This is a genomic window from Pseudomonas sp. R151218B TE3479 (assembly GCF_053629195.1).
The window spans coordinates 2,286,426-2,303,805 of the sequence record NZ_JBRJHV010000001.1 but is presented as its reverse complement, the minus strand read 5'-3'; the positions used below and the strand labels follow the sequence as shown (position 1 = coordinate 2,303,805).

Here is a 17,380-nt window from a genome sequence, read left to right as displayed (position 1 = left end):
CTCTTATGCGGTACTGATGACGCGTCCTTGGTGATCCACCACCGGGCCGCTCAGGTGCACACCGGAAGCGTCGAGCCGCAGGCCGACGGCGCCCAGTTGCAGTTCGATGGTCTCGGGCGTCATCGCCAGCCGCGCCGGGCCGATGTTCAGCTCGAGGGATTCACGGGAACCGGTGAACGCCGCCGGGCCGTTTTGCCAGTGCAGGACATGGCTGGCATGGTCGTAGCCGTTTTCCGTACCGTCCTGATAGAGGCGCCGCGTCAGCGAGGCCTGGGTCGAGACGGGCGGGAACTGACCGCCGTTGAGGCCGAACAACGCCACCGCCTGCCCGCCGCTCTCGCCGCCGCCATGGTTCAGCAACAGGCACTGCTCGCCCACGGACGGAATCCGCGACTCGCTCTGGGCGCCGGCGCTCGGATTGAAAAAACGGATCGCCGGTGTCAGCAACCCGCCATGGCTGACCTTGCAGGTGTTGCTGGCCGCATCGACTTCCTGGCAAACGCCGATGCGGCAGAAACTCTCCGCACGCCGATGCAGGTCTTCCAGCTCGGTTTCCATCTGTGCCAGACGCTCGATGATCGGCCCCAGATGCATCTGTAACAGCCCATCGAACATGGCTCAGCCCTCGAGTGCGGTGTATTGATCCGGGTCGTCGATGTTCGACACTTCCCAGGTACGGGCAAATTTCGGGATGCCCAACGGGTCCTCCAGCAGCGTCGGGCCGAGGTACAGGGTTTGGTTGAAGGAAAGGCTCCAGGCGCTGTACACCCGTGCTTCGTGGATGAACGTGGATGCGATGCCATCGATCTCCGTGGGCAGATCGCATTGATCGCCCGACAGGCCCCAGCGGTTATCCACGACCAAGTGCTTCAATTCACTGGCCAGATCGCAGGCCTCCCAGCCTGGAACGGCCATGACCACTTGCAGGGAAACCGTCAGGACATGGGCGATACGCCCGTCATTGGCGCGGTTACCTGACGCATCGCGTTCAATGCCAATCAGCACCCAGGGTTGGTCATCGGTGCCATCGAATTCCTGGGGGCTACCGACTTTCAAGGTGGGATAAGTGATGCGCAGCGTCTGGGCAATGGCGGCGAACAGCTGCGACGGTTTTTCGATAAGGACGGGCATTGATCGCCTCCTTGTGTATGGATCAGCGATGTGGGATCACGGCTGGTCGGGAGGAAGGTCTCGCGGTGGCACTTCGCAAACGCCGATCCGCTTGGCGACCCAGCGCTCGTAAAGACCGATCGCCACATCGGCGCCGGCCATGGCGGTCAGGCAACCCAGGGCGCAAGCACTCCAGATCGACATACCGAGGGCATACAACAGCATGGTTGCCGAAACCCCGCAGACCACGCAGGCACCGGAGCGCAGCACCACGCGGCGCAGCAACGGCCAGCCACGGGCCCCCTCCTTGTCGGCGCGCCACATCTCGCCGGACACCCCGCCCACCAGGGCGAGCACGATGACCAGCCAGATCGGCATGTCCAGCAACGCTTGTTGCTCGTTTGTCATGTCTCGTTTCCTGGGGTGATTAAGATTGGGCGGGGAAGTTGTTTGAAGTTGAAAGAGATGTGGGTCGTTGCAACCCATTAAGTCACTGGAAACGGCGTTCAAACGTTTATCAGCTCATTGAAGGCTGACATCACTTTGGCGCAGCGCAGGTCGCGCCTTTGTAAGTCATGGTGTAGGTGTAGTGCCTGTCCCAGGGTAGCGGTAGCGCACTGGGTGCTGCCCATTCCGCGTAGTTACCCGACATCGAACCTGCGGCAACGAACTTGCCCATGGCAATGGTCGCGAGATTGTTGGCGCTCCCTGCACCCGGCATTGGCACACTCCCATTCCATTGGAGATCGTCCCCATTCTGGAACCATGCGCCCTTCCAACCGGCCTGGGAGCTCGAGTACCAGGTATTGTCTTCTTTGAAACAGATCGTCTGGTTGGCATAAAAACCGCCGCCCGGAACATGGTAGGAAGCGAATTGCCAGGAACCGACAGGCGAGGTTTCGGCAATGGCTTGGATGGCCTGGGTCGCCAGGACGGCTGCGAGCAGCATGCTGAATAATTTTTTCATTAGTTTACTTCCCTTAGATAAATAGGTTTTTGAGGCGAGTTAATACAGCTCTTTTAACTGGATACCTCCAGAGTCCTTGTTACGCCTACCGAGTAATCAGCATGTCTACGCTGGTCGCGTCGCAAGAGTTGTTAGCCTTTCTGTCGATGACCAGATAAAGCGAAGACGTCGGCGTGACTGCGACGTTGTTCAACATGAACGTAGTGCTACCGCCGTTTGCTAGGCTCCCGGACTGGAGCACGGTGTCACCCAGGTTGAGCGACCAGCCAATCCCATCCCCGCAGGCGTTATGCAGGTCGTTGACCCGACCCAGCACGTTGATGTTGCCGGTGACAGGACTGGCCCAGCGGAAGATGCTCTGGCTGTTGGTGCCCGGATGCGCAACCACGTCCCCCTGTTTGAATACGAAACTGGTGCCCGAGCCAGTAAAGGTGAAGCTTTTCTTGGGAATAGCGATCCAGGAAGCCGGGACATCGTCTCGCCAGCAAGTCGTTGGATTACCGTTACACACCTCGGCCTGGAACGTAGGAAAGAGCGTGTAGTTGGCCGAGGCATTCACCCCCGATTTGTTTTGCATGAACGACCACGGCGAACCGGCCGGTGCGGCTTCGGTCATCAGGTACATGTCCCGGGCCAGGTTCCACGACATGGCCGTATCAGCCCAGGTGTTCAGAGATACGAAGGACGATAGAAACGCAGTCGCCAGGAGGATTTTTTTGAGCAATTTCATTTTTTTACCTCGATGAATGTCATTGAGTACGGAGTGCAGGGTCTCTTCCGCACGCTGTTCGCTCGCCGGCGTTCACTCGAGGCTCAACGGCCTTCACATGATTCAACGTCCCACACCGGGGACATTTGATCTGGAGTTCGGTGTTCTCGCCCATGCGGGCCAGAAGTCGTTTGCAGTGACCGCATCTGAAATCCTTCAGCATTGAAAGCCCTCCATTGGCGGCGGTGATGTGTTTGAACGCACCTCACGGTGCAGGCATTCCAAAAAGCCCGGTCGCCCAGGCTTTTCAGTAATGCGCTTGATCTTTCGGCGCGACTGGCGCGGTACGGATCCATTCAAATTGTTCCTCCGGCCGCGGTCCCTGCCCGCCGGATAACTGCTTCTGGTGCTTTACGCTGCACACCCGGGTCAGTTGCCAACCCTCTGAACCGTTAAGGCCGGTTCATCGCTGCCTGTTGGTGGAACTAAAGAGCTTCGTTGCCAGCCGCTTTGTCGAGCGGCTTGGACACAGAATATGCATGGATGCATATACAGTCAATGCGCAAATGCATTTATTTATGCATTAGAAATGCGTAGGCGCATGAAACCTCGTAAATGCGGGGGGGGTAGTGGGTTTTCGGGAGGCGAAAAAAAACCCGCACGGCGGCGGGTTTTATCTGACAGCCGAGGGGTTAACGGGCGTACATGCCCCACCAGAAGACGTGACCGAGGATGACGATTTGCTCGTCCTGCATTTCCTGGAACGTGTAGTCCTCGTCCGGATGTTCGTCGCGGTTGAAGCTGCGCAGGCGGATGCCGGTGGGCAGGCGATAAAGCTGCTTCACTCGCAGTTGGCCGTTGTGATTGATGGCGTAGAGGTCACCGTCGACGATGTCGCCAATTCCACACTTACCTGCGTTCACCCCGACCGTGGCACCGTCGCGCAGCACCGGCAACATGCTGTTGCCGCGCACCGTCACGCACTTGGCCTGGTCGAACTGCACGCCGTTATGCCGCAGGCTACGCTTGCCAAAGCGCAGGCTTGAGCGCTCGCTTTCCTCGATGACGAATCTTCCTGATCCAGCAGCCAATTCAACCTCGCGCAGAAAAGGGACCGACACTTCGTCTTCTTCGACGGGTGTTTCGTCGTCCCACAGGCTTATGTCCTTGAGTTCGGAATGCGGCTCATCGCGGCGGGCATTGCCGGCAGGCGCAACGTCCGCGCGCCCGCGCAACTGGTCGGTGCTCACGGCAAAATATTCGGCGATCTTCGAGATGTGTTTATCCGAAGGATCGACAATCTTGCCGCTGAGGATCCGCGAGAGGGTGGACTGAGGCACGCCGGTACGCCGGTGAAGCTCCGTGGGGGAGATCCCGTGCTGATCGAGCAATGCTCTTAATACGGTAGAAACGTTGCGTTTTTGCATAACGCGCATAGTGCTTGTTCTTTTCGCAGAAGACAAATGCTGTTTTGCATAAGCGTGCATATCGATGAAGAAACCATTCACTCAAGGTCGGCCCGATCCACCGTGGCGAGGGAGCTTGCTCCCGCTGGGCTGCGCAGCAGCCCCAAAAAAACTTCCGACCACTGAGCATCAGGCCGATTGAGTTCAATCCTGTTGGGCGCGCTCCGCACGCCAGCGGGAGCAAGCTCCCTCGCCACAGGTTCAATCCAATCCTTGAATTGGGGAATTTCCCCTACAACTTCTTGGGAAAATCCTCAATCCGCGTCCTTCAAATATGCGACACCAGGCTACATCGCCTTGCGCCTCTGCCTACGACTGCGCCAGAATCCGCCGGCTTGTCCACCTTGGATCCCATCAGTACTTTGATTCTCGTCACTGCCCATCAGTGATCGGGTTTAGTCGCTCGGTATTCCAAGGTGCTCATTGCTCCATTCAGTCAGGTACTTCTATTCCTGCACTTGATGGTAGCTGTGCGCAGGGCGCCCTCGGGCGCGCCGGTTTCTTGGATCCCCGGTCGACTAACCTGCGTACAGCTGCCGCCCCTCGTTTAGTCGCGAGTGAGTGGTGGCTCAACTTCAAGGATCCATAGAATGCCGAAGAACACTCCAAATCCCCCAGACGATCACGTCTCCCGCAGCCAATCGGCCAATGCCAGGAAACTCGACGAAGCCGCCACCCGCGCCTTGGACTATTACCTCAAGCCCAAAGCCGGCAAAGAAACATCCGACACACTCGATACCCTTTTCATCATCGCCCCTAACATCGACGCCGAATGCCTGCTCGCCAACCTCAGCGAAACCCTGGCCTCGGCCAATGCGATGGTCAGTGACCTGGCGTTCGACCTGGAGGGCTCACGACGACATATCGCGTTGGGGGTCCAACAGATGATTGAGCTGGGCCAATTGCTGGCGAATCGGGCGTTGGATGTAGTTGAGCCTAGGTAGGCGTTCATGATGCAGCCCCGGCGAGGGGGGGCGTGCCCCTCGCTAGGGGCTCACCCACTTCACTAAACAGTACTAGCCAGCCTAGCTCGGCTCAGACAGCAAGCATTATCGAGAAGGAGTTGGATTGATGACGGACGATGCCGATTCACGCAACCAGGTAATGACGCTAGCAGACCAAGCCGTTTGTGAAGACGCGCTGCGCTTCGCTCGATCTAATAAAAAAATAATCGCGAGAAGACTCACAGATAAGCTGATTTATCCGCCAGAAGAGGCACCAGTATCAGTTTTCATGGCAGGCTCTCCGGGCGCAGGCAAAACCGAGGCCTCCATAGCCTTGGTAAATCTATTTGCGGATGCAGCCATCCTACGCATAGATCCCGATGAGCTGCGAAACGAATTTCCCGCTTACACGGGGGCTAACTCCTGGCTTTTTCAGGGTGGCGTGTCGATTCTGGTCGAAAAAATATTGGATTTTGCGTTGGACCAAAGGCAGTCCTTCATCCTTGACGGAACGTTTTCCAACATAGACGTAGCAAGACGGAACGTAGATCGCTCCTTGAAAAAAGGCCGATTCGTACAAATTTTGTATGTCTATCAATCGCCGGTGCTTGCCTGGGGATTCGTCAACGCTCGTGAAGCGGCTGAAGGCCGGAGAATTCGCAAAGAACATTTCATCGAGCATTACTTCGCCGCACGTGACGTAGTGAACGCGCTTAAGCTAGAGTATCAAGGCGACGTCCATGTGGATCTATTGCTCAAGCATATCGACAACTCGGGACGACTTTACAAAGCTGGTGTCGATAAAATTGACTACCATATCCCTGAGCGACATACGCGGGCCGACCTAGAGGCCACGCTCGGGCCACCATTAGGAGCGCACCTATGATCTCGATCAAGCTAGGCTTGACTAAAGGGGCCAAAAGCACCTTTGCCGATTTTATTCGCAATGCAAAATCGGACCAAAAGAAGCGTGTTTACAGCGAGGTTTTGACTGAAGCTACCAAGCAGCAGAATCAGTTGATGATGCAAGCCGAGGCGAAACGAACCTAATATCCAGATTTTAAGAGAAGCCCGACCAAGCGTCGGGTTTTTTATTATCTTTAGCCCATGCTCCGTAAGGCGATTGCAAGCACTCCGCTGGCAAGAAATACCCAAGGGTCAGAAATCCAACTTTACCAAAGCGATGGAAGACGCTCATCCCTGGGTAGCACCAGACCACCCATGTTAACCTTGCGCCCATCGCGGAAAAGCCGGGCCAATGCCCCTCCTTTTGCCCCACATCTTTCAACGAGCTTGCCTGACACCCATGAATACCGCCGTGAACGACCTGTCCAGCCACACGCCGATGATGCAGCAATACTGGCGCCTGAAGAACCAGCATCCCGACCAGTTGATGTTCTACCGCATGGGCGACTTCTACGAAATCTTCTACGAGGATGCGAAGAAGGCCGCCAAGCTGTTGGACATTACCCTGACGGCGCGTGGGCAGTCGGCGGGCATGGCGATTCCGATGTGTGGGATTCCTTACCACGCGGCGGAAGGTTACCTGGCGAAGCTGGTCAAGCTCGGCGAATCCGTGGTGATCTGCGAGCAAGTCGGCGACCCGGCCACCAGCAAGGGCCCCGTGGAACGCCAAGTCGTGCGGATCATCACTCCGGGTACGGTCAGTGACGAGGCCTTGCTGGATGAACGCCGGGACAACCTGATCGCCGCGGTGCTGGGGGATGAACGCCTGTTCGGCCTGGCGGTGCTGGATATCACCAGCGGCAATTTCTCGGTGCTGGAAATCAAGGGCTGGGAAAATCTGCTGGCGGAGCTGGAGCGGGTCAACCCGGTGGAGCTGTTGATCCCGGATGACTGGCCCAAAGACCTGCCGGCAGAAAAACGCCGTGGCGTGCGACGTCGGGCGCCGTGGGATTTTGAGCGTGACTCGGCGCTGAAAAGTCTCTGCCAGCAGTTCTCCACCCAGGACCTCAAGGGTTTCGGCTGCGAGAACCTGACCCTGGCCATTGGCGCAGCCGGTTGCCTGCTGGCCTACGCCAAGGAAACCCAGCGTACCGCCCTGCCACACTTGCGCAGCCTGCGTCACGAACGCCTGGATGACACCGTGGTACTGGACGGCGCGAGCCGCCGCAACCTGGAACTGGACACCAACCTGGCCGGCGGGCGCGACAATACCCTGCAGTCGGTGGTCGACCGCTGTCAGACCGCCATGGGCAGCCGCCTGCTGACTCGCTGGTTGAATCGGCCGCTGCGGGACCTGACCGTGCTGCTGGCGCGTCAATCCTCCATTACCTGCCTGCTGGATCGTTATCGCTTCGAGCAGTTGCAACCGCAGCTCAAGGAAATCGGTGACATCGAGCGGATCCTGGCCCGTATCGGCCTGCGTAACGCCCGTCCCCGGGACTTGGCGCGCCTGCGCGATGCCCTCGGCGCCTTGCCCGAGCTGCAAGTGGCGATGACCGACCTCGAAGCGCCGCACCTGCAACAACTGGCGCGCACCACCAGCACTTATCCGGAGCTGGCCGCGCTGCTGGAAAAGGCCATTATCGACAACCCACCGGCGGTGATCCGCGACGGCGGCGTGCTGAAAACCGGCTACGACGCCGAACTCGACGAGTTGCAAGCGCTGAGCGAAAACGCCGGTCAGTTCCTGATCGATCTCGAAGCCCGGGAAAAAGCCCGCACCGGCCTGGCCAACCTCAAGGTCGGCTACAACCGCATCCATGGCTACTTCATCGAGCTGCCCAGCAAGCAAGCCGAGCAAGCCCCGGCCGATTATGTTCGCCGCCAGACCCTCAAGGGCGCCGAGCGCTTCATCACCCCGGAACTCAAGGCGTTCGAAGACAAGGCGCTGTCGGCCAAGAGCCGCGCCCTGGCCCGGGAAAAAATGCTCTACGAAGCGCTGCTCGAAGACCTGATCAGCCAACTGCCACCGTTGCAGGACACCGCCGGAGCCCTGGCGGAACTGGACGTGCTGAGCAACCTGGCCGAACGTGCGCTGAACCTGGACCTCAACTGCCCGCGCTTCGTCAGCGAACCGTGCATGCGCATCAGCCAGGGCCGTCACCCGGTGGTCGAGCAGGTACTGACCACGCCGTTCGTGGCCAACGACCTGAGCCTGGACGACAACACCCGCATGCTGGTGATCACCGGTCCGAACATGGGCGGTAAATCCACCTACATGCGCCAGACCGCACTGATCGTACTGTTGGCCCACATCGGCAGTTTCGTCCCGGCGGCCAGTTGCGAACTGTCCCTGGTGGACCGGATCTTCACCCGGATCGGCTCCAGCGATGACCTGGCCGGTGGGCGTTCGACCTTCATGGTGGAGATGAGTGAAACCGCGAACATCCTGCACAACGCCACCGAACGCAGCCTGGTGCTGATGGACGAAGTCGGACGCGGCACCAGTACGTTCGACGGCTTGTCCCTGGCCTGGGCGGCAGCCGAACGGTTGGCGCACCTGCGGGCCTACACGCTGTTCGCCACCCACTACTTCGAGCTGACGGTGTTGCCGGAAAGCCAGCCGCTGGTGGCCAACGTGCACCTCAACGCCACCGAGCACAACGAGCGTATCGTGTTCCTGCACCATGTGCTGCCCGGTCCGGCCAGCCAGAGCTACGGCCTGGCGGTGGCACAACTGGCCGGTGTACCGAGCGAAGTGATCAGCCGTGCCCGCGAGCACCTGAGCCGCCTGGAAACCACCAGCCTGCCTCACGAAGTGCCACGCCCGACCAAGGGCAAGCCGGCCGCACCGCAGCAAAGCGACCTGTTCGCCAGCCTGCCACATCCGGTGCTCGACGAGCTGGCCAAACTCGATCTGGACGACCTGACCCCACGCCGGGCGCTGGATTTACTCTATACATTGAAGACACGGATCTAACGCACAGGCTTTCAAGCTGTTAGAATCTCGCGCGGTTTGGGATGCTGCGGACTATTAGCCTGGTTTGCAGACTATCGCTCCCAAACCTGGCGAGCCCACCGTGAAGGGTCTTCGCTGCCGCCGCCTGAGGAGAGAATTAGAAATGACCTTCGTCGTCACCGACAACTGCATCAAGTGCAAGTACACCGATTGTGTAGAAGTCTGTCCGGTGGACTGCTTCTACGAAGGCCCGAACTTCCTGGTCATTCACCCGGACGAGTGCATCGACTGCGCCCTGTGTGAGCCGGAATGCCCGGCGAATGCCATCTTTTCGGAAGACGAAGTGCCGGCCGGCATGGAGAACTTCATCGAGCTGAACGCCGAACTGGCGGACATCTGGCCGAACATCACCGAGAAGAAAGACGCTCTGCCGGACGCCGAAGAGTGGGATGGCAAGACTGGCAAGATCGCAGACCTGGAACGCTGATTACCCATCGTTCGCTAAAAAGGCCCCTTGCGGGCCTTTTTTGCTTTTCCGGATTCAAGAAATCGCAGGCAAAAAAAGGGGCGGTTTGACCCGCCCACATTTTTTCCCTAATCCCTTTAATCCTATTCATCGTCCTGATGAATCGCGTCCTGCGATGTCCTTCCTTCCCATCGTCCTTGACGGGTGTGTCTGTCCGTCGACACAGGACTGATATTAGTGTTTTACCCGCCGAGTGCAATTCACCGGATACCGTCGACTGTCTCTGTCATGATACAGCCACAAATAAAACAACCTTATAAATCAGCAAGTTAAAAAGATACGACAACCTTTATAGTCGTCTATCCCGTGCACGGGAATCCGAACGCTTACGCAACACTAGGCAAAAGCTTACACGCCGAATCTATAAATAGAGAAGGCTGAGGAACGCACTCTTGTGGCGAGGGGATTTAGCGAAACGTCGCACCGCCCCGTTGGACTGCGTAGCAGTCCCAAATTATTGAATTGAACACCGCGATTTCTGTTTCAGGGCCACTTCGCGCCCCATCGGGGATAAATCCCCTCGCCACAAGAGTGCGTCGCATGGCGTAGTGCTCAATGCATCTGCTCAGAAACGAAAAAGCCCCGAACCAGTCGGGGCTTTTGCTGCTGCACTTGCGTTCGTTACTGGAACAGCGACTCACTCGACAGGCCATTCTTCTCCAGGATCTCCCGGAGACGCTTGAGGCCTTCCACCTGGATCTGCCGGACCCGTTCACGGGTCAAGCCAATCTCCAGGCCTACATCTTCAAGTGTGCTGCTTTCATGCCCCCGCAAGCCGAAGCGGCGGATCACCACTTCCCGTTGCTTGTCGGTCAGCTCCGAAAGCCACTGGTCGATACTCTGGGACAAGTCATCGTCCTGGAGCAACTCGCATGGATCGGTAGGTCGATCATCGGTGAGGGTGTCGAGCAAGGTTTTATCCGAGTCCGGCCCCAGGGAAACGTCCACCGAGGAGACCCGCTCGTTGAGCCCAAGCATGCGCTTGACCTCACCCACCGGTTTTTCCAGCAGGTTGGCGATTTCTTCGGGTGAAGGCTCATGGTCGAGTTTCTGGGTCAACTCGCGGGCGGCCCGCAGGTAGACGTTCAGTTCCTTGACCACATGAATCGGCAACCGGATTGTCCGGGTCTGGTTCATGATCGCCCGTTCGATGGTCTGGCGGATCCACCAGGTGGCGTAGGTCGAGAAGCGGAAGCCGCGCTCGGGGTCGAACTTCTCCACGGCACGAATCAGGCCCAGGTTGCCCTCTTCGATCAGGTCCAGCAGCGAAAGGCCGCGATTGACGTAGCGTCGGGCGATTTTCACCACCAGGCGCAGGTTGCTTTCAATCATGCGTTTTCGACCGGCTGGGTCGCCACTTTGCGACAGCCGCGCAAAATGAACTTCTTCCTCGGGAGAGAGCAGTGGCGAAAAACCGATTTCGTTGAGGTACAGCTGAGTGGCGTCCAGCGCCCGGGTGTAATCGATGTACTTATGTTGTTTAAGTGAAGCGGAGTGTCTGGATTTGGCACGAACGGAAGGTGGAGTCGCCCCTTCATCATTCGACATCGAATCCATAGCGATGCCGGTCTCCATAAGGAGAACCTCATCGTCGATGTCAAACTCCGGCACTTCTTTACTGAGAGCCATTGTTATAGTCCTTTGGTGAGTTCGACCTCAAGCTCAAGCGACGCCTTTATCCTTGGCAACGCTGGAGCCTGTTCCCTCTACGTGACGGAACAGGCTGACAATCAAATCAACGACGTGGCAGGAATTGCAGCGGATCGACTGGTTTACCTTGTCGGCGAATCTCAAAGTGCAGTTTCACCCGGTCCGTTCCCGTTGATCCCATTTCGGCAATTGTCTGTCCGACCTTGACCTGCTGCCCCTCCCGAACCAACAGCCTGCGGTTGTGACCGTAGGCACTGACGTAGGTATCGCTGTGTTTGATGATCACGAGTTCGCCGTAGCCCCTCAAACCACTCCCGGCGTACACAACCGTGCCATCAGACGCGGCTAAAACAGGCTGTCCCAAATCCCCGGCGATATCAATTCCTTTATTCAAACTACCGTTTGAAGAGAATTTTCCAATGAGAACGCCATTAGAAGGCCATCCCCAGCCAGTCGGGGCGGGACCCGCAGGAGGCATCGGAGCAGGGGCCGGTTTGCTCGCGACGGACGGTATTACCGCCGTTCCAGACCCCGCCGGCCGGCGAATGACCGTGGTTTTGCTCGATGACGAAGCCGTCGAGCCCGACTGAGTCACCACCGCGGTAGGCGTTGAACCGCTCCGGCCATCGAAGCGAATCGTCTGACCGGGGTGAATCGTATAAGGCGCAGGAATGTTGTTGCGCGCCGCGAGGGCCTTGTAGTCCCAGCCGTAGCGAAAAGCGATGGAAAACAGCGTATCACCGCGACGGACTACATATTGGCCGGTCGTTACCGTAGGACGTTGAGGTGTTGCGCTGTTGCGATCGACAACCCGGACATTGCTCGACGGCGTACTGGAACAACCGACCAGCAAAGTGCTCAAGACAAGGCCAGTCACCAGGCGCTGAAAGCTCGTGATACCCATACGCTGCGCAATGACTGTGAGACTCACCCGCCGCTCCCTTTGTGGTGGCTGAAAAATTGGAGGCTGCCTGTCCAGGCAGCGTTCATACAAATATAGCTGGCAACGACTGCGCCTCTATTAATGAAGCGCAACGCGCCGCCGCACACGTTTGCTCGACGCCATTGGGCTCTGTTCAGCGAATCGGTGCCGCTGTAAGACACAGACGTGGCCACGGAATTCAGCGTCCGTTTATAAATGCTCAGGCCAACGGTCCATTGAGCAACGGCACGAACCGCACCGCGCCCAGGACATGTCGTGAAAAACCGTGTTCTTCGCGCACGATCAGCATCAGTTGCTGGACTTCACCGGCGCCCACGGGAATGACCAGCCGTCCACCAGGGGCGAGCTGATCCAGCAGGGCCTGGGGCACGTCGGTGGCCACGGCGGTCACGATGATGCCGTTGTATGGCGCCAAGGCCGGCCACCCTTCCCAGCCATCGCCCCAACGAAACACCACATTGCGCAGGTTCAGCTCCACCAGGCGTTCCTTGGCGCGATCCTGCAGCACCTTGATCCGCTCGACGGAAAACACCCGCTCGACCAGTTGCGACAACACCGCCGTCTGGTAACCCGAACCTGTGCCGATCTCCAGCACCTTGTCCAGCGGCCCGGCCTCGAGCAGCAACTCGCTCATGCGGGCCACCATGTACGGCTGGGAAATGGTCTGGTTGTGGCCGATGGGCAATGCCGTGTCTTCGTAGGCGCGATGGGCCAGGGCCTCATCGACGAACAGATGGCGCGGCGTGCGGCGAATCACCTCCAACACCTGGGCATTGGACAGGCCTTCTTCGTAAAGACGCTGGATCAGTCGTTCACGGGTGCGCTGGGAGGTCATGCCGATTCCACGGCGCAGCATATCGTCTTGCTCACGAGCCATCAGCGCAGCCCCTCCAGCCAGCCATCGAGGTTTCGAAAGGCGTCATTGAAGGTACGGTCCAACTGCAACGGCGTGATCGATACATAGCCCTGCATCACCGCATGGAAATCAGTACCCGGCCCGCCATCCTCGGCATCGCCGGCGGCGGCGATCCAGTAACCGGCCTTGCCGCGCGGGTCGACGACGTGCATCGGTTGGGCGGCGCGGGCACGATGGCCCAGGCGCGTGAGCTGGATGCCACGGATGTGATCGAGCGGCAGGTTCGGGATATTCACGTTCAGCACCGTACGGGGTGGCAGGTCCAGTTCACCGTGGGCTTCGACCAGTTTACGGGCGAAATAGGCGGCGGTCGGCAAGTTATCGACCTGCCGTGAAACGAACGAAAAGGCAAACGACGGCTTTTCCAGGAAGCGCCCTTCCAGGGCAGCGGCGACCGTGCCGGAATACAGCACGTCATCTCCCAGGTTGGCGCCCAGGTTGATGCCCGACACCACCATGTCCGGTGCTCGTTCCAGCAACCCATTGATACCCAGGTGCACGCAATCGGTCGGGGTCCCGTTGAGGCTGATGAAACCGTTATCCAGATAGCAAGGGTGCAACGGACGGTCGAGCGTCAGCGAGCTGCTGGCGCCGCTTTTGTCCTGGTCCGGAGCGATGACCACGCACTCGGCAAAATCCGCCAGCGCAGCATAAAGCGCGGCAAGACCGGGTGCTGTCACCCCGTCGTCGTTAGAAATCAGAATACGCATGGGCTGTCCGTCTGCCCCACCGGCACCAGATCGACGAGTTCGCGCACCAAGACAGTGGCGAAACATCCGGCCGGCAGGACGAATTCCAGTTGCAGAATGTCAGGCTGGGGATAATGCCACGACAGCCCGCCAATGGGCAGTCGCAGGATGCGACGTTCGTGACTCATTCCCGCGTTTATCAACCAGTCCCGCAGATCGGCCTCGTCCTCGGCGATGGCCTGTTCCAACTCAAAGGTCGCGCCGGCGGCAGGCGATGGTCCCTCGCCCCACTGCGGCCCGGTCGGGTGCAGATCGAGGATCGCCAGGCGTGGATCGCTGCATTCAGCCTCATCGGCCGGGAAAAAACTGCGGCTGTCGGTGAAGGCCAGCAAGTCGCCGACCTGCGCTTGTTGCCAGGTGCCATCGGCGACCCGCGCCGCCAGCACCCGGTTGAACAGGAAACTGCGGGCGGTGGACAACAGTCGCGAGCGCACGTTGCGCTGTTCCGGCAAGGCCTTGCGCGCGGCCCAGGCACGGGCATCGGCGACATTCCCGCCGTCATGGCCGAACCGCTGGGCGCCGAAATAATTGGGGATGCCCTGGCGCATGATCTGTTGCAGACGCGCCTCGATGGCGGCCACGTCCCCCTTGAACTGGGTCAGGCGCAGGGTGAAGCCATTGGCCGAGTGCGCGCCGCGTTGCAGCTTGCGTCGATGCCGGCCGGTCTTGAGGATCTTCAGCGTGTCGTTTTCTGCCGCTGACAAGTCCGGATCGGCCTTGCCCGGCAGTTGGACGCTGAACCACTGACGGGTCAGGGCCTGGCGGTCCTTGAGCCCGGCGTAGCTGACGGTGCGCAACGGCACGCCGGCGGCCTTGGCGATGCGCCGGGCGGCCTCTTCAGTGTTCAGGCCGCGCTTTTCCACCCAGATCCACAAATGCTCGCCATCGCCGGTCAACGGGATATCGAGCACTTCGTCGACCTGGAAATCTTCAGCGGTGGCCTTGAGGACCGCGCTGCCCAGCGATGGGCCGTAGGCACGCGGCCCCAACAGTTCCAGTTCGGTCATGGGCGCAGCAACAAGGCAACGGAATGGACAGCGATGCCTTCTTCACGGCCGACGAAGCCAAGCTTTTCGGTGGTGGTGGCCTTGACGTTCACTTGGTCCAGCTCAACTTGAAGATCCTCGGCGATCAGGCGACGCATCGACTCGATGTGCGGCGCCATCTTGGGCGCCTGGGCGACAATGGTGTTGTCGACATTGCCGACTTTCCAGCCCTTGGCATGAATCAGCGCGACCACATGGCGCAGCAGCACGCGGCTGTCGGCGCCCTTGAATTGCGGGTCGGTGTCGGGGAAGTGCTTGCCGATGTCACCCAGCGCCGCGGCGCCGAGCAAGGCATCGCTCAAGGCATGCAGCAGGACATCACCGTCAGAATGCGCGAGCAGCCCGAAGCCGTGTGCGATCCGCACGCCGCCCAGAGTAATGAAGTCGCCTTCAGCGAAACGGTGAACATCGTAGCCGTGGCCAATACGCATAAAAAAACGCCCCGATTTTTGTCAGGGCGTGATTCTACCTGCATTAGGCGTTTAGAGCGCGCGCATGATGCTGCAAGTGGTCGTCAATGAAGCTGGCGATGAAGAAGTAGCTGTGGTCGTAGCCCGGTTGCAGGCGCAACTCCAACGGATGGCCGGCGGACTTGGCCGCCTGTTGCAAGGCTTCGGGCTTGAGCTGGTTGGCCAGGAAATCATCGCGATCGCCCTGGTCCACCAGCAATGGCAGCTTCTCCTGCGCCTCGGCAATCAATGCACAGGCATCCCATTCCCGCCATTTCGAGCGGTCTTCTCCCAAGTAACGGGAGAACGCCTTCTGACCCCATGGGCAATCCATTGGATTGTTGATCGGCGAAAAGGCCGACACCGAACGGTAACGCCCCGGGTTGCGCAAGGCGCAGACCAGCGCACCGTGACCGCCCATGGAGTGGCCACTGATGCCGCGTTTGTCCGAAGCCGGGAAATGCGCTTCGACCAGCGCCGGCAATTCGTGCACCACGTAGTCATGCATCCGATAGTGCCGCGCCCACGGATCCTGCGTGGCGTTCAGATAAAAGCCCGCCCCCAGGCCGAAGTCCCAGGCATTGTCCGGATCACCCGGCACGTCGGCACCACGAGGGCTGGTGTCCGGCGCGACGATGATCAGGCCCAACTCGGCGGCCATGCGCTGGGCGCCGGCCTTTTGCATGAAGTTCTCGTCGGTGCAGGTCAGCCCGGACAACCAATACAGCACCGGCAACTTACCGCCCTGCTCGGCTTGCGGTGGCAGGTACACGGCAAACACCATGTCACAACCCAGCACGTCGGAACGGTGCCGGTAGCGCTTGTGCCAGCCGCCAAAGCTTTTCTGGCAAGAAATGTTTTCCAGACTCATGACCGACCTCAGAAATGGATAACGGTGCGGATGCTCTTGCCTTCATGCATCAGGTCGAACGCCTTGTTGATATCTTCCAGGCCCATGGTGTGGGTAATGAAAGTATCCAGCGGGATCTCGCCCTTCTCGGCCATTTCCACGTAGCTTGGCAATTCGCTGCGCCCGCGCACGCCGCCAAAGGCCGAACCGCGCCAGACGCGCCCGGTCACCAACTGGAATGGACGGGTAGCGATTTCCTGGCCGGCCCCGGCTACGCCGATGATCACCGACTCGCCCCAGCCCTTGTGGCAGCATTCCAGCGCGGCGCGCATCAACTGCACATTGCCGATGCATTCGAAGGAGAAGTCCACGCCGCCATCGGTCATGTCGACGATGACTTCCTGGATCGGACGGTCGAAGTCTTTCGGGTTGACGCAATCGGTGGCGCCCAGTTGCTTGGCGATTTCGAACTTGGCCGGGTTGATGTCGATGGCGATGATCCGCGCGGCCTTGGCCTTCACGGCGCCGATCACGGCCGACAGGCCGATGCCACCCAGGCCGAAGATCGCCACGGTGTCACCCGGCTTGACCTTGGCAGTGTTGAGCACCGCACCGATGCCCGTGGTGACGCCACACCCCAGCAGGCAGACTTTTTCCAACGGCGCTTCTTTTGGAATCTTCGCGACGGAGATTTCCGGCAGCACGGTGTACTCGGAGAACGTCGAGGTGCCCATGTAGTGGAAAATCGTCTCGCCCTTGTAGGAAAAACGCGAAGTGCCATCCGGCATCAGGCCTTTGCCCTGGGTGGCGCGAATCGCCTGGCAGAGGTTGGTCTTGCCCGACTTACAGAATTTGCACTGACCGCACTCCGGCGTGTACAGCGGGATCACATGGTCGCCCACCGCCACCGAAGTCACACCTTCGCCGATGGCTTCGACAATGGCGCCGCCTTCATGACCCAGGATCGACGGGAAGATCCCTTCCGGGTCGGCGCCCGACAGGGTGTAGGCATCGGTGTGGCAGACACCGGAAGCCACCACGCGCAACAGCACCTCGCCCGCCTTGGGCATGGCGACGTCGACTTCAACGATTTCCAGGGGTTTCTTGGCCTCGAAGGCAACGGCAGCGCGCGACTTGATCATTCGGGTACTCCAGCAAATAAATACAAGACCGGGAGTGTAATCCTCCGC

General features: G+C 59.3%; 20 protein-coding genes. 5 read left to right on the top strand and 15 right to left on the bottom strand.

Annotation, left to right across the window (positions count from 1 at the left end; all coding sequences use genetic code 11):
* Positions 1-3 precede the first annotated feature (3 nt).
* From AB7M32_RS10220 to AB7M32_RS10190, 7 genes are all read right to left on the bottom strand, one after another.
* Positions 4-615 carry a phage baseplate assembly protein V gene (locus AB7M32_RS10220; protein ID WP_454249822.1) on the bottom strand — a complete coding sequence of 204 codons (612 nt, stop codon included), beginning with the start codon at positions 613-615 and terminating at the stop codon, positions 4-6.
* 3 nt (positions 616-618) lie between these two features.
* Positions 619-1,131 carry a hypothetical protein gene (locus tag AB7M32_RS10215; protein ID WP_454249821.1) on the bottom strand — a complete coding sequence of 171 codons (513 nt, stop codon included), beginning with the start codon at positions 1,129-1,131 and terminating at the stop codon, positions 619-621.
* A 36-nt stretch (positions 1,132-1,167) separates the two neighbouring features.
* Entirely contained in the window at positions 1,168-1,518 is a 351-nt protein-coding gene (locus AB7M32_RS10210) for a phage holin family protein (RefSeq protein WP_025212143.1), read from the bottom strand.
* Positions 1,519-1,648: 130 nt separating this feature from the next.
* Positions 1,649-2,077: a hypothetical protein gene (locus AB7M32_RS10205; RefSeq protein WP_454249820.1), complete on the bottom strand. Its 429-nt coding sequence runs from the start codon at positions 2,075-2,077 to the stop codon at positions 1,649-1,651.
* 85 nt (positions 2,078-2,162) lie between these two features.
* Positions 2,163-2,807, bottom strand: a complete 645-nt coding sequence (locus AB7M32_RS10200; RefSeq protein WP_454249819.1) for a hypothetical protein — start codon at positions 2,805-2,807, stop codon at positions 2,163-2,165.
* A gap of 19 nt (positions 2,808-2,826) precedes the next feature.
* On the bottom strand, positions 2,827-3,009 hold the full coding sequence (locus AB7M32_RS10195; RefSeq protein ID WP_454249818.1) for a Com family DNA-binding transcriptional regulator: 183 nt from the start codon (positions 3,007-3,009) through the stop codon (positions 2,827-2,829).
* A 469-nt stretch (positions 3,010-3,478) separates the two neighbouring features.
* Positions 3,479-4,213, bottom strand: a complete 735-nt coding sequence (locus AB7M32_RS10190; protein ID WP_072343527.1) for a LexA family transcriptional regulator — start codon at positions 4,211-4,213, stop codon at positions 3,479-3,481.
* 629 nt (positions 4,214-4,842) lie between these two features.
* Between AB7M32_RS10190 and AB7M32_RS10185 the strand changes: the two genes are divergently transcribed.
* The 5 genes from AB7M32_RS10185 to fdxA all read left to right on the top strand — a co-directional run bounded on the left by AB7M32_RS10185 (position 4,843) and on the right by fdxA (position 9,548).
* Entirely contained in the window at positions 4,843-5,196 is a 354-nt protein-coding gene (locus AB7M32_RS10185) for a DUF6124 family protein (RefSeq protein WP_063322743.1), read from the top strand.
* Between the two features lie 127 nt (positions 5,197-5,323).
* Positions 5,324-6,082 carry a zeta toxin family protein gene (locus tag AB7M32_RS10180; protein ID WP_454249817.1) on the top strand — a complete coding sequence of 253 codons (759 nt, stop codon included), beginning with the start codon at positions 5,324-5,326 and terminating at the stop codon, positions 6,080-6,082.
* Positions 6,079-6,246 (top strand): hypothetical protein, encoded by a 168-nt coding sequence (locus tag AB7M32_RS10175; protein ID WP_454249816.1) that lies wholly within the window; start codon positions 6,079-6,081, stop codon positions 6,244-6,246. The genes AB7M32_RS10180 and AB7M32_RS10175 overlap by 4 nt, the downstream gene beginning before the upstream one ends.
* 268 nt (positions 6,247-6,514) lie before the next feature.
* Positions 6,515-9,082, top strand: a complete 2,568-nt coding sequence (gene mutS / locus AB7M32_RS10170) for a DNA mismatch repair protein MutS (RefSeq protein WP_187330234.1) — start codon at positions 6,515-6,517, stop codon at positions 9,080-9,082.
* A 142-nt stretch (positions 9,083-9,224) separates the two neighbouring features.
* Entirely contained in the window at positions 9,225-9,548 is a 324-nt protein-coding gene (fdxA, locus tag AB7M32_RS10165) for a ferredoxin FdxA (RefSeq protein ID WP_030139464.1), read from the top strand.
* Positions 9,549-10,208: 660 nt separating this feature from the next.
* Here the strand turns inward: fdxA and rpoS are convergent.
* The 8 genes from rpoS to AB7M32_RS10125 all read right to left on the bottom strand — a co-directional run bounded on the left by rpoS (position 10,209) and on the right by AB7M32_RS10125 (position 17,332).
* A complete protein-coding gene (gene rpoS / locus AB7M32_RS10160) occupies positions 10,209-11,216 on the bottom strand; it encodes an RNA polymerase sigma factor RpoS (RefSeq protein WP_047227588.1) in 1,008 nt (335 codons plus the stop codon).
* Positions 11,217-11,322: 106 nt separating this feature from the next.
* Entirely contained in the window at positions 11,323-12,168 is an 846-nt protein-coding gene (locus AB7M32_RS10155) for a peptidoglycan DD-metalloendopeptidase family protein (protein ID WP_060738980.1), read from the bottom strand.
* A 211-nt stretch (positions 12,169-12,379) separates the two neighbouring features.
* The gene (locus AB7M32_RS10150) at positions 12,380-13,015 is read right to left on the bottom strand and encodes a protein-L-isoaspartate(D-aspartate) O-methyltransferase (RefSeq protein ID WP_161796107.1); all 636 of its coding nucleotides are present in this window, start codon (positions 13,013-13,015) and stop codon (positions 12,380-12,382) included.
* Between the two features lie 41 nt (positions 13,016-13,056).
* Positions 13,057-13,806 (bottom strand): 5'/3'-nucleotidase SurE, encoded by a 750-nt coding sequence (surE, locus tag AB7M32_RS10145; protein ID WP_072408313.1) that lies wholly within the window; start codon positions 13,804-13,806, stop codon positions 13,057-13,059.
* A complete protein-coding gene (gene truD, locus AB7M32_RS10140) occupies positions 13,794-14,852 on the bottom strand; it encodes a tRNA pseudouridine(13) synthase TruD (RefSeq protein WP_454249815.1) in 1,059 nt (352 codons plus the stop codon). Before truD ends, surE begins: the two co-directional genes overlap by 13 nt.
* On the bottom strand, positions 14,849-15,322 hold the full coding sequence (ispF, locus tag AB7M32_RS10135; RefSeq protein WP_072408310.1) for a 2-C-methyl-D-erythritol 2,4-cyclodiphosphate synthase: 474 nt from the start codon (positions 15,320-15,322) through the stop codon (positions 14,849-14,851). The genes truD and ispF overlap by 4 nt, the downstream gene beginning before the upstream one ends.
* Before the next feature lie 43 nt (positions 15,323-15,365).
* Positions 15,366-16,211: an S-formylglutathione hydrolase gene (gene fghA / locus AB7M32_RS10130; protein ID WP_454249814.1), complete on the bottom strand. Its 846-nt coding sequence runs from the start codon at positions 16,209-16,211 to the stop codon at positions 15,366-15,368.
* Positions 16,212-16,219: 8 nt separating this feature from the next.
* Entirely contained in the window at positions 16,220-17,332 is a 1,113-nt protein-coding gene (locus AB7M32_RS10125; protein WP_060738985.1) for an S-(hydroxymethyl)glutathione dehydrogenase/class III alcohol dehydrogenase, read from the bottom strand.
* Positions 17,333-17,380 lie beyond the last annotated feature (48 nt).